The sequence below is a fragment of the Acidobacteriota bacterium genome (assembly GCA_020853395.1).
GTDB lineage: Bacteria > Acidobacteriota > Vicinamibacteria > Vicinamibacterales > SCN-69-37 > JADYYY01.
This window is the reverse complement of record JADYYY010000008.1, coordinates 92,838-104,773: the sequence shown is the minus strand read 5'-3', so window position 1 is coordinate 104,773 and position 11,936 is coordinate 92,838. Positions and strand designations below refer to the sequence as shown.

General features: G+C 68.6%; 9 protein-coding genes and 1 tRNA gene. 2 read left to right on the top strand and 8 right to left on the bottom strand.

Features of this window, described 5'->3' with window-relative positions:
- Window positions 1-3 precede the first annotated feature (3 nt).
- Window positions 4-1,299: an MHS family MFS transporter gene (locus IT184_07810; protein MCC7008706.1), complete on the top strand. Its 1,296-nt coding sequence runs from the start codon at window positions 4-6 to the stop codon at window positions 1,297-1,299.
- On the opposite strand, the gene IT184_07805 is transcribed toward IT184_07810, so the two are convergent.
- From IT184_07805 to larB, 8 genes are all read right to left on the bottom strand, one after another.
- Window positions 1,289-1,726, bottom strand: a complete 438-nt coding sequence (locus tag IT184_07805) for a hypothetical protein (protein ID MCC7008705.1) — start codon at window positions 1,724-1,726, stop codon at window positions 1,289-1,291. The genes IT184_07810 and IT184_07805 overlap by 11 nt on opposite strands.
- 8 nt (window positions 1,727-1,734) lie before the next feature.
- Complete coding sequence (locus IT184_07800; protein ID MCC7008704.1) at window positions 1,735-2,172, bottom strand: reverse transcriptase-like protein; 438 nt, start codon at window positions 2,170-2,172, stop codon at window positions 1,735-1,737.
- Window positions 2,172-2,903 (bottom strand): hypothetical protein, encoded by a 732-nt coding sequence (locus IT184_07795; protein ID MCC7008703.1) that lies wholly within the window; start codon window positions 2,901-2,903, stop codon window positions 2,172-2,174. The genes IT184_07800 and IT184_07795 overlap by 1 nt, the downstream gene beginning before the upstream one ends.
- 624 nt (window positions 2,904-3,527) lie before the next feature.
- A tRNA-Ile gene (locus IT184_07790) sits at window positions 3,528-3,603 on the bottom strand.
- Window positions 3,604-3,608: 5 nt separating this feature from the next.
- On the bottom strand, window positions 3,609-5,297 hold the full coding sequence (gene rpoD / locus IT184_07785; GenBank protein MCC7008702.1) for an RNA polymerase sigma factor RpoD: 1,689 nt from the start codon (window positions 5,295-5,297) through the stop codon (window positions 3,609-3,611).
- A 6-nt stretch (window positions 5,298-5,303) separates the two neighbouring features.
- Window positions 5,304-7,064 carry a DNA primase gene (gene dnaG / locus IT184_07780; protein ID MCC7008701.1) on the bottom strand — a complete coding sequence of 587 codons (1,761 nt, stop codon included), beginning with the start codon at window positions 7,062-7,064 and terminating at the stop codon, window positions 5,304-5,306.
- Window positions 7,065-9,533 carry a Smr/MutS family protein gene (locus IT184_07775; protein MCC7008700.1) on the bottom strand — a complete coding sequence of 823 codons (2,469 nt, stop codon included), beginning with the start codon at window positions 9,531-9,533 and terminating at the stop codon, window positions 7,065-7,067.
- Window positions 9,534-9,566: 33 nt separating this feature from the next.
- A complete protein-coding gene (larB, locus tag IT184_07770; GenBank protein MCC7008699.1) occupies window positions 9,567-10,241 on the bottom strand; it encodes a nickel pincer cofactor biosynthesis protein LarB in 675 nt (224 codons plus the stop codon).
- A 185-nt stretch (window positions 10,242-10,426) separates the two neighbouring features.
- Here larB and IT184_07765 point away from each other — a divergent pair, with 185 nt between their 5' ends.
- Window positions 10,427-11,929, top strand: coding sequence for a glycosyltransferase family 2 protein (locus tag IT184_07765; GenBank protein ID MCC7008698.1), 1,503 nt, complete (start codon window positions 10,427-10,429; stop codon window positions 11,927-11,929).
- Window positions 11,930-11,936 lie beyond the last annotated feature (7 nt).

Genomic DNA, 11,936 nt, shown 5'->3' with positions numbered 1-11,936 from the left:
TCGATGTCGACGCCGGCCGCTGCCGACGCGCCACGCCTGAACTCGCCGCGCCAGGTGCTGTTCGCCAGCCTCGTCGGCACGACCATCGAGTTCTTCGATTTCTACATCTACGCCACCGCCGCGGTGCTGGTCTTTCCCCGGCTGTTCTTTCCGGCCTCGAATCCCGCGTCGGCCACCCTCGCGTCGCTCGCGACGTTCGGCATCGCGTTTCTGGCGCGCCCGATCGGCTCGGCGCTGTTCGGCCATTTCGGCGATCGCGTCGGCCGAAAGGCGACGCTCGTCGCCGCGCTGCTCACGATGGGCCTGTCGACGGTCCTGATCGGCCTGCTGCCGACCTACGAGGCCATCGGGCTCGCGGCGCCGCTCTCGCTCGCCCTCTGCCGCTTCGGCCAAGGGCTCGGCCTCGGCGGCGAGTGGGGAGGAGCCGTCCTCCTGGCCGTGGAGAACGCCCCCGCAGGCCGCCGCGCGTGGTACGGGATGTTCCCGCAACTGGGCGCCCCGCTCGGGTTCTTCTGCTCGGGCGGCGTGTTCCTGGCACTCTCGGCGATGCTGACCGACGACCAGTTCTTCCGCTTCGGATGGCGGATCCCGTTTCTCTCGAGCGCGCTGCTCGTGCTGGTCGGGCTGTACGTGCGGCTCACGATCACCGAGACGCCGGTGTTCGAGCGGGCCAGGCACCGGCAGGCTCGTGTGAAGGTCCCGATGCTCGTCGTGCTGCGCGACTTTCCCGGCACGCTGGCGATCGGCACCGTCGCCGCGCTCGTGACGTTCGTGCTGTTCTACCTGATGACGGTGTTCACGCTGGCGTGGGGCACCGGACCGCTCGGCTACGGCCGCGAGGAGTTCCTGTTGATGCAGCTCGCGGGCATCGGCTGCTTCGCCGTGACGATCCCGTTCTCGGCGGTGTTCGCCGACCGCCACGGCCGACGCCGGACGCTGCTATGGGTCACGGCCGCCATCGCGCTCTTCGGCGTGGTCTTTCCGCCGGTCTTCGTCAGCGGACGAGCCGGCGCGATCGCGGCGATGAGCCTGGGGCTCGCCTTGATGGGGATGACGTACGGCCCGCTCGGCACGACCCTGTCGGAGCTCTTCCCGACGGCCGTGCGCTACACTGGCAGCTCGCTTACCTTCAACCTGGCCGGCATCTTCGGCGCCTCGTTCGCGCCGTACATCGCGACGGCGCTCGCCAGCACGTACGGGCTTCACGCGGTCGGCGTCTATCTCAGCGCCGCCGCGGCGCTCACGTTCGTCGCGCTCTGGCTCGCGCGGGAGACGCGCGACGTCGATCTCACAGCTTGAAGAGGTCGTCGAACGCCTTGCGCGCGCTGGACGAAGACGACGAGGGCGTGGATCCGGTTTCGCGTTCGATGCTCACCCGCGGTGCGAACAGCGGGCAGTCGTTGGCGGCGTCCTTCGGCGACACGCGCGCGGCGATCGTCTGACGGCATTCGAACCGGGCGCCGGAGTCGAACGACGCGCACTGGATGCAGGCGTGCAGCGCCACGCCGCACTGTCCGCAGACGCTTCGCAGGCCGACGTCGGGACGCTCCATGCGCCCGCATCGCGCGCAGCGAAACACGTCCTTGAATCCCGGCACGTTCGGGACGCGAGGGTCGCGAGGCAGCCTCGGGTCGTGCGGCTCCTTGGGCCTCTCTGCCGGCAGCCCCGCGCGATCGCGGCGGTCGACGTCCTGGTATCCGCGCTGCCGGTATTTTCGTTCGGACATGACGTGGCCTACCCGGCCGACGGGCCGGCAGCGGCCGCGACGCGCTCGGCTTCGTCCATCGCGACGTTGGCCAGCCGGTCCGCGTCCTTGTTCAGCTCGCGGCGCACGTGTTCGAACTGCACACGGCCGATGCGATGGGCGAGCAGCCGGGCCTGGCCGTGCAGCGGCTTCAGCCCGTCGTGCTTCACCTTGTAGACGCCCTTCATCTGCTGCACGAGGAGCAGCGAGTCGGACCGCACGTGGACGTCGGTGGCACCCTGCGCCACGCACCATTCGAGCGCGGCGAGCAGGCCCTGGTACTCGGCGACGTTGTTGGTGGCATGCGGCAGTGCGCCCCAGAGTTCGGCCGCCGTGGCGCCGTCCGGCGTGCGGATGATCGCACCCCAGCCGGCCGGCCCGGGGTTGCCTCTGGCTCCGCCGTCGATGTTGGCCAGAAAGGCGGGCATCACGGCGCGGCAGCCGGCGGCGCCGGCTTCGGAACGGCGTAGAGGATGCGCTGGCAGCTGTCGCACTGCACGATGTCCTCGTTTCGACGGATCTGCTGGGCGACGGCCGGCCGCAGCCTCACGTGACAGGCCGCGCAGATGTCGCCGTCGATCGACACGACGGCGAGCATGCGGCGCTGCTTCAGGATCTGCTCGTACTTGGCGAGCACCGCGGACGGCACGTCGCGGGCGGCCGGCGCACGCTCGGCCGCGAGGCGGCGCAGATCCGCGTCGAGCGCGTCACGCTCGGCCGCGAGCGTCTGCCCGAGGGCGCCGCGCTCCCGACGCGCCTCGGCGAGCGCCGCTTCGGCGGCGGCGAGGTCGGCGCCAATCCCGTCGGCCTCGTCGAGCAGCAGGAGGATCTGCTCCTCGAGCGTGTCCTTGCTGGTTCTGGCAGTCGCGATCTCGCTCAGCAGCGCCGTGAACTCCTGGTTCGTCTTCACGGCCGCCTTGTGGTCCTCGAACCGGCTCAGCCTCGTGTCCACCTCGGCGACCTGCTTCTCCAGCTCGCGCCGCGCGCGATGGTTCTCCGCGAGCCGGGCCTTGGCCGCGTCGACGGCCATTTCGGCCTCCGACACCGCAACATCCGCCGCGCGCTCGAGCCCCGGCAGATCCCCAAGCCGCCGGCGCGCCTGCTCGGCGGCCGAGTCAAGCTGCTGCAGCGCAATCAACGCGGTCAGAACGGGAGACATCGAAGGGCAAAGGGCAGAGGGCAAAGGGCAAAGGTTAGGGCAGAGGGCAAAGGAAGGGCAAAGGGACGAGCAAGGGCAAAGGGACGAGCATGGACAAAGGGACGAGCATGGACAAAGGGACGAACAAATGCAAAGAGACGAGCAAGGACAGAGGGACGAGCAAGGGTCAAGGGACGAGCATGGACAAAGGGACGAACAAAGGCAAAGAGACGAGCAAGGGCAAAGGGGCGAGCAAGGAGCAAGGGGCGAGGAAGGGACGAGCGATGGGGGAAGGGAAAGGCAGGAAAGAGGCTCCGGACAGTGCGAACAGAAAGACGAGCGAGGGCGAAGTGGGAACAAGAGACGAGGAGGGAGGGGGAACGTCCCGAAGGTCGAGAAACCAAAGTGCCTGTAGACATCGACTGTCCGCCCTCGTCCTGCCGTGCCGCCCTGCGTTCCGCTGCTCCGGCGCGCCTGCTACGCCGCCGACTTTCTCTTCCTTCGCCGCCGTCCGTCAACCCTTCCCCCCTTCTGCCTCTCTGCCTCTTCCCTTGTAGCTCTTTCCCCTTTCCCCTTTTCCTTTTTCCCTTCCTTTGACCTTTCCCCTTCACCTTTGCCCTTTGCCCTCTGCCCTTTGCCCTGTCTTGGTGGGCCCCCCAGGATTCGAACCTGGGACCAACCGGTTATGAGCCGGCAGCTCTCACCGCTGAGCTAGGGGCCCGGGAGCTACCGGGTTTCGAGGAATGGACGCAGCCGGCGGCTCCGGGACGGATGCCGCAGTTTGCGGAGCGCCTTGGCTTCGATCTGCCGGATACGCTCGCGGGTCACGGCGAAGCTCTGGCCCACTTCTTCGAGCGTGTGCTCCGATCCCTCGCCGACGCCGAACCGCATCTTGATCACCCGCTCCTCGCGCGGCGTCAGCGTTTTCAGGACGTCGTCGGTCTGTTCCTTGAGGTTGAGGTTGATGACGGCCTCGGCCGGCGACACGACGTTCGTGTCGGGAATGAAGTCGCCGAGATGCGAGTCCTCCTCTTCGCCGATTGGCGTTTCCAGCGAGATCGGCTCCTGCGCGATCTTGAGCACCTTGCGGACCTTCGACACCGGGATGTCCATCCGCTGGGCGATCTCCTCCGACGTCGGCTCGCGGCCGAGTTCCTGGACGAGCGCCCGCGACGTCCTGATCAGCTTGTTGATCGTCTCGATCATGTGGACCGGGATCCGGATGGTGCGCGCCTGATCGGCGATCGCGCGCGTGATCGCCTGCCGGATCCACCACGTGGCGTACGTCGAGAACTTGTAGCCGCGGCGGTATTCGAACTTGTCGACCGCCTTCATCAGGCCGATGTTGCCTTCCTGGATCAGATCGAGGAACTGCAGCCCGCGGTTCGTGTACTTCTTGGCGATCGACACCACGAGGCGGAGGTTGGCTTCGACCAGCTCCTTCTTCGCCTGCTCGGCCTGCGCCTCGCCTTCGAGGATGGTGCGCAGCGTGTTCGTCAGATCCTCGACCGGCTGCTCGAGCTTCGCCGCCATGGCGCGGATCTCGCGGCGTAGCTCGTCCTTGTGCTTCAGGAGCAGCTTCTTCTCCTCCTCGCGGAGCTTCTTCTTGCCCTTGGCGTCGAGCTTCTGGTCGATGAGCCGCACCTCGCGCTGGCGGGCCTGGATGTCCTCGACGGCGCTCTTGAGGCCGTCGATCAGCCGGCGCTTCACCATCTCGGTGAACTCGATCTTGCGGATCAGGCGCGAGAGCTCGACGTGGGCGCGCAGCGTCTTCCACCGGGCGCGGCGGTGCTTCCGCTTCTCGGATTTCGGAATGTCGGCGAGCTTCTGCTGGAGCTTGTTCGTGGCCTCGAGCTGCAGCTTCACCCGATCGACCTGCTTCAGGAACTCCCGCTGGCGCGCGGCGATCTTCTCGTCGGTGATCTCTTCCTCGTTGAAGACGACGAGCTCGCGCACGGTGCGCTCGCCGCGGCGGAGCTGCTCGCCCATCTCGATGACTTCCTGCGTCACCTTCGGCGTCCGGGAGATGGACTTGATGACGGCCAGCTTGCCCTGCTCGATGCGCTTGGCGATCGCGACCTCGCCCTCGCGCGTGAGCAGCGGCACCGTGCCCATCTCGCGGAGGTACATCCGCACCGGATCGTTGGTCTTGTCGAGCGCGCCGGGCGTGAGATCGAGATCGCCCTCTTCGCCAGCCTCGCCCTGGAGCTTGTCGTCGCGGTAGCTCTTCTCGGAGTCGACGACCTCGATGCCCGCACTGCCGAACGTGCTGAACAGATCATCGAGTTCCTCGGAGGACGTGATGTCCGCCGGGAGCAGCTCGTTCACTTCGTCGTACAGCAGGTAGCCTTTTTCTTTGCCGATCGTGATGAGCTGCCGAATCTCGTCGTACTTTTCTTCAATGGACAAGGCCACGTCTCCTTAGGTCAACGCCTCGAGCCGCGTCAGCAGCTCCTTCTTGCGATCCCACAGCGCGCTCAGGCGCGCGTCGGTCATCTCCGAGCGCTCCTGCAGCGCGTCGATCTCGTGCTGCACGTCCGCGAGATCACGTTCCGTGCGCAGCCGCTTGAACGCCGCGACGCAGTCGGCCGGCGGCGCCACCGGCGCGTCGTCGCGGCTCGCGCGATCCAGCAGCGCCCGCTCGCCCCCGCTCAGCCGCTCGCGCAGCAGCCCTGGCAGCAGCTCGGGCGGCAGCTCGGCGAGCGTCGCGGCCAGCCGGAAGATCGGGGCCGCGAGCAGCCCGTCCAGATCCTCGGGATCGAGCCGCGCCATCGCGCCGAGCCCCTCGACCGGCCGATGCACGAGCGTCCACAGCAAGCCCTGCTCGGCAGGACGCAGCCGCACCGAGGCCGGCACGGCCAGCGCCGGTGCGACCGTGCGCCGCTGCGCGGCCGCCTCGCGAATCAGCTCGCGCACCACCGACTCGGTGATCCGCGCCTTGTGCGACAGACGATCCGCGAACTGATCCCGGACCGCCGCGTCGGGAATCGTTGCCGCGACCTTCAGCATCGCGTCGAGAAACCGCTTCCGGCTGTCGGGCCGCGTCCAGTCGACGCCCGCCGCAGCCCGATCCAGCAGGAAGTCCAGGTACGGCTGCGATCGGGTCAACCGCTCGACGTACGCCTTCGCCCCGTTGGATCTGATGAACACGTCAGGGTCGTGGCCGGCCGGCAGCACGGCAACGTTCACCTGAAAGCCTTCGGTGACGAGCAGCTCCGACGATCGTGCTGCGGCGTTCTGGCCGGCCGCGTCCGGATCGAAGCTGAGCACCACCTTGCTGGCGAAGCGCTTCAACGTGCGCGCTTGCGCCGGCGTCAGGGCCGTGCCGCAACTCGCCACGACGGGGTGCACCCCGGCCTGCCACACCTGCGCCAGGTCGAAGTACCCCTCGACCAGCACACTGTAATTGTGCTTCCGTACGGCCCCTTTCGTCACGTCAAGACCGTAGAGCGTCCGGCCTTTCGTGTAGATCGGCGACTCCCGCGAGTTCAGGTACTTCGGGACCTGGCCGGGATCGAGCGCCCGGCCGCCGAAGGCGACGACCGCCCCGGTGTCCCTCGCGATTGGGATCATCAGCCGCAGCCGAAACCAGTCTGACAGCCTCCCCCCCCGGTCGACCACCAGGCCGCTCCTCACCTGCCATTCCGGCGAAACGCCGCGGGCGGTGAGCCGGGTGTGGAGCGTGTCGCGGCCACCCGCCGGAGCGAACCCATAGCGAAATGTCCGGATCGTCTCGCCGGTCAGCCCACGCTCCTCGAGCGCGCGCCGCGCCGGCGCGGCGGCTGGCGACGCCAACTGCTCAGCATAGAACGCGGCGGCTTCTTCGTGAATCCTCAAGAGCGTGTCACGCTCGGCCGCCGCGGCCCGGGCTTCGGGCCCCCCGTCCGCCTCCGGAATCGCCAGGCCCGCGCGCTGGGCGAGGTATCGGACCGCGTCGGGGAACGAGACCTTCTGCTGGAGCTCGACGAACTTCACGGCGTCGCCGCCGGCGCCGCAACCAAAGCACTTGAAGAACCCCTTTTCGCGATTGACCGTGAAGGACGGCGTCTTCTCCTGGTGAAACGGACACAGGCCTTTCAGGCTCGCGCCGGCCTTGCGCAGCGGCGTGACTTCGTTGATGACCGCCGCGATGTCGGTCTGCGCCTTGAGATCGTCCAGAAAGGACTGAGCGAACAGCGCCATCTAGTCCTTGAGCTCCACGATCGTCGCCGCCCGTCCACCTTCGTTCTCCTGGGCGGGTCCCACGGACGCGACGAGCGGGTGACGCCGAAAGAACGTCGTCAGCGCGTCCCGCAGCCGGCCGGTGCCGTATCCGTGCACGATTCGCAGCCGGCGCTCATCGGCGAGCAGCGCATCATCGAGGAACTTCTCGGCGCGGTCAATGGCTTCGTCGACCGTGGCGCCGATGAGCACGAGCTCCCTCGCCGCACCGCCCGTCGCCGCCGTCGCCGTGCTGGTGTGGGGCGAGCGCGGCGCGGTCGGCGGGCGGCGCGCGGCCGCATCCGGCGCGGCGCGAAGATCCTCCCGCTTGACCCGCATCCGCTTGCCACGCAGCTCCACCGTGATCGACGTGCCCGAGACGTCGCGGACGACGGCTTCGGCGCCGAGCATGGGCACGAACACCGTCTGACCGACCGCCGGCGGCGCGGTGAGCGCCGCCGCGGCGTCCTCGGCCGCCTGAGGTTCGAGGCCCGCGCCGATCGCGTTGAGGGCCGACAACGCGCCCGCGCGCAGGCTGCCGACGTCGCCCGTCGAGAGCGCCGGCTGCCGCTGGCGCGCGCCGGCTCCGGCACGCTCGACGAGCGACTGCGCCTGCTGCTTCACCGTGCTCACGACGCGGTCGACCTCGGCGCGCGCTTCGCGGAGCTTCTCGTTCAGCCGCTCTTCATGACGCCGCTTGAGCACGGCCTCGCGCTCGGCCAGCCGGGCTTCGCGCGCCAGGAGCGCGGCACGCGTGTCGGCCAGCGAGGTTCGCTCGGCCTCGACCTCGGCCCGCGCCCGCTCCAGCGCGCCCATCTCGTGATCGATCCGCGCGAGGTGCGCCGCCAGTTGCGACTCCCGGTTGGACTGCCGCGATCTCGCATCGGCGATCACCTCGGCGGGCAGGCCCAGCCGCTCGGCGATCTCGAACGCGAGGCTGCGGCCCGGCGCGCCGTACAGCAAACGATAGGACGGCGCGTACGTCTCCGGATCGAAGCCGAACCCCGCCGTCATCACGCCTGCCGTCGTGGCGGCGTACGATTTGAGCGTGTCGTCGTGGGTCGTCGCGACGACGAGCGCGCCCCGCCGCCGGAAGTGCTCGACGAGGGCGGCGCCGAGCGCGCCGCCTTCAGCGGGATCCGTTCCGCTGCCGACCTCGTCGAGCAGCACGAGAGCCGGGAGCTGCAGGTCGCGATTCATCGCCACGATGCGCGTGATGTGCGCCGAGAACGTGCTCAGGCTCGCGGCGATCGACTGCTCGTCGCCGATGTCCGCGAACACGCTCGCGAACGGCGTGAACCGGCTGCCCTCGTCGACGGGGATGAACAGGCCGCTCTGGGCCATGAGCGCCAGCAGTCCGAACGCTTTGAGCGCAACCGTCTTGCCCCCGGTGTTCGGTCCCGAGATCACCAGCGCGCGCGTGGGTGGCACGAGCACGAGGTCCGACGGGACGACCACGCCGCGCGCGTCGCGCGCATCGTCGAGCAGGTCGCGCATCGCCGGAATCAGAAGAGGATGGCGCGCGCCGAGCAACTCGAGCCGCCCGTCGGCCGTGAGCGCCGGACCGATGCCGTCCATCCGCTTGGCGAGCTCCACCTTCGCGTACAGTTCGTCGGCATCGGCCGCGACGTCGAGCGTGGCGCTGAACTCCTCGCGGCGCGCGCGAAACGCATCCGTGAGCCCGCGCAGGATCCGGAGAACCTCGGCGCGTTCCCGTTCGACGAGCGTCACGACCTCGTTGTTGAGCTCGACGGTCGCGATCGGCTCGAGGTAGAGGCTGGCGCCGCTCGTGGAGCTGCCGTGCACGATGCCCGGCACGGCGTCACGATGTTCCGCGCGGACGACGACGACGTAGCGGCCGTTGCGGTCCGTGACGATCTGATCCTGCAGGTACTTCGCCGTCTCGCGCGCGCGCGTGAGCCCTTCGAGCGTCGACCGCAGCCGCGCCCGCCGCCGCCGCAGCGTGTCGCGCAGTTCGCGCAGCGCCGGGCTGGCATGGTCGTTCACGTCCCCGGACGGGTCGATGGCGCGCCGGATCGCATCGACTTCTTCGCCGAAGAGCGCCGCGCGCCCGGCCACGGCGGCCAACGGGGAGGTGTAGTCTTCCGACGGCCACCCGGTGGAGCGGCGGATCGCCGACACGACCGTGCCGATCGAGTCGAGCAGGCGCGCCATGCTCAGCAGTTGCAGCGGCTCCAGCGGCCGCTCGCCGACCTCGAGGACGGTCAGCGTGGCGACGAGATCCTCGGGCGCCCATATCGCCAGCGAGCCGCCGCGGCGCACGAACTGGACGGCCTCGGCCGTCAGCATCAGCCGCGCGCGAACGTCGTCGGGATCAACGCTCGGCTGCAGCGAGCCGGCGCGCGCTCGGCCGAGCGGCGTGGACGCCAGCGCGGCCAGCGCGTCGAGCACGCGATCGAACTCCAGCGCACGGAAGACACCAGGGTGCATCGAGGGGAACGCCCGGAAGCTGGGCCGTGTGGATTATGACAAATCCAGGTGCGTGATGGCGTTCGCCACGGCCGCCGCGCCGAAGCCGTTGTCGATGTTGACGACGGCGACGCCGGTCGCGCAACTGTTGAGCATGGCGAGCAGCGCGGCCAGACCGTTGAAGCTCGCTCCGTAGCCCACGCTCGTCGGCACCGCCACGACCGGCACCTTCACGAGGCCGCCGATCACGCTGGCCAGCGCCCCTTCCATGCCGGCGACGACGACGATCACGCGCGCGGACAGCAGCCGATCGCGTTCGGCCAGCAGGCGATGCAGTCCCGCCACCCCGACGTCGTACAGCCGGTCGACGTCGTTGCCCATCACCTCGGCGGAGATGGCGGCTTCCTCGGCGACCGGCAGGTCCGAAGTTCCCGCGGCCGCGACCAGGATGACACCCCGACCCTTCGGGGCATCGATCCGCCGCTCGATGATCCGGGCGCGCTCGTGATACACCGCGTCCGGCACGAGTTTGGCTAGTTCGGCGAACGCATCGGCATCGGTGCGGGTGACGAGCAGGCTGTGGCCCCGGCCGACGATCGCCGCGGCGATCCGGGCGACTTGATCGGGTGTCTTGCCCTGCCCGTAGATCACCTCGGGAAAGCCCTGGCGCACGGAGCGCCCGTGATCGACGCGTGCGAAGCCGAGGTCCTCGACGCCGGTGCCGGCCATGTCGTGGATGGCCGCCTCTGCCGCCGCCGGGTCGAGATCGCCGGCACGGACGGATTCGAGCAGCGCCCGCAACGACGGCAGGGGCAGCGACGTTCGCAGGTCGTGTGGTCTCACGGGGTGTTTGACTCAGCCGAGACGAGCTTCCTAGAATGACACGTTGCGCCGCGTGCGGCGCGTTCTATTTTATGACGACACCCGAGACGATCACCCTCGTCTGCTACTTCTTCGTGCTGAGCATCCTGGGCCTCTACGGGTGGCACCGCTACTTCATCGTCTACGAGTACATGAAGCACAAGGATCGCGTGCCGGGGCCGCCCCCGCCGGTGAGCGAGTGGCCGGTCGTCACGATCCAGCTTCCCATCTACAACGAGATGTACGTCGTGGATCGACTCGTGGACGCGGTCACGGCGATCGACTATCCGCGCGAACGTCTCGAGATCCAGGTGCTCGACGACTCGACCGACGAGACCCGAGAGATCGCGGAGCTGGCGGTTCGTCGTCACGCGGCGCGCGGGTTCGACATCAAGTACCTCCACCGTACGAATCGCGTCGGGTTCAAGGCCGGGGCGCTCGAGGCGGGGCTGGCGTCGGCCAAGGGCGAGCTCATCGCGATCTTCGACGCCGACTTCGTGCCGCCTCGGAACTTCCTGAATCAGACCGTGCCGTACTTCTCCGAGGACGACCGGTTGGCCGTCGTGCAGGCCCGGTGGGGCCATCTGAACCAGGGCTACTCGCTGCTCACGAAGGTCCAGGCGATCCTGCTCGACGGCCACTTCGTCCTCGAGCACGGCGGCCGCAACCGCGCCGGCTGCTTCTTCAACTTCAACGGCACCGCCGGTGTCTGGCGGCGGGAGGCGATCGCCGACGCGGGCGGTTGGCAGCACGACACGCTGACCGAGGACCTCGATCTGAGCTATCGCGCACAGTTGCGCGGCTGGCGGTTCAAGTTCCTGCCGGACCTGGTCACGCCGGCGGAAGTCCCGGTGGAGATGAACGCGTTCAAGTCGCAGCAGCACCGGTGGGCCAAAGGATCGATTCAGACGTGCCGCAAGGTCCTCCCGTACCTGCTCGTCGCGGACCTGCCGCTCAAAGTGAAGGCCGAGGCGTTCTTCCACCTGACGGCGAACTTCAACTACCTGCTGATGCTCGCGCTCTCGGCGCTGATGTTCCCCGCGATGGTCGTGCGCTACGAGATGGGCTGGAGCGAGATGCTCCTCATCGACATCCCGCTGTTCGCCGCCGCGACGTTCTCGGTCTTCAACTTCTATCTCGTGAGCCAGCGCGAGGCGTATGCGGACTGGCGGACGCGCGTGAAGTATCTTCCGGCGGTCATGGCGATCGGCATCGGGCTGTCGGTGAACAACGCGCGGGCCGTCATCGAGGCGCTGTTCGGCCAGCCCGGCGAGTTCGCCCGCACGCCGAAGTACGGCATCGAGCGGCGGCAGGACGACTGGACCCACAAGAAGTACCACCAGTCGATGCCGATCCAGCCCTTCATCGAGCTGGTGCTCGGTCTCTACTTCACCGCGACGGTGGCGTACGCGCTGGCGAACGGGATCTACGGGACGCTGCCGTTCCTCGTGCTCTTCCAGTTCGGCTACCTCTACATGGGCCTGATGTCCATCCTCCAGCAGTTCCGCGGCGACGATGTGCTCGTGAAGGCGCCGCAGGCGGCGCGCGGCGAGTAGCCCGATC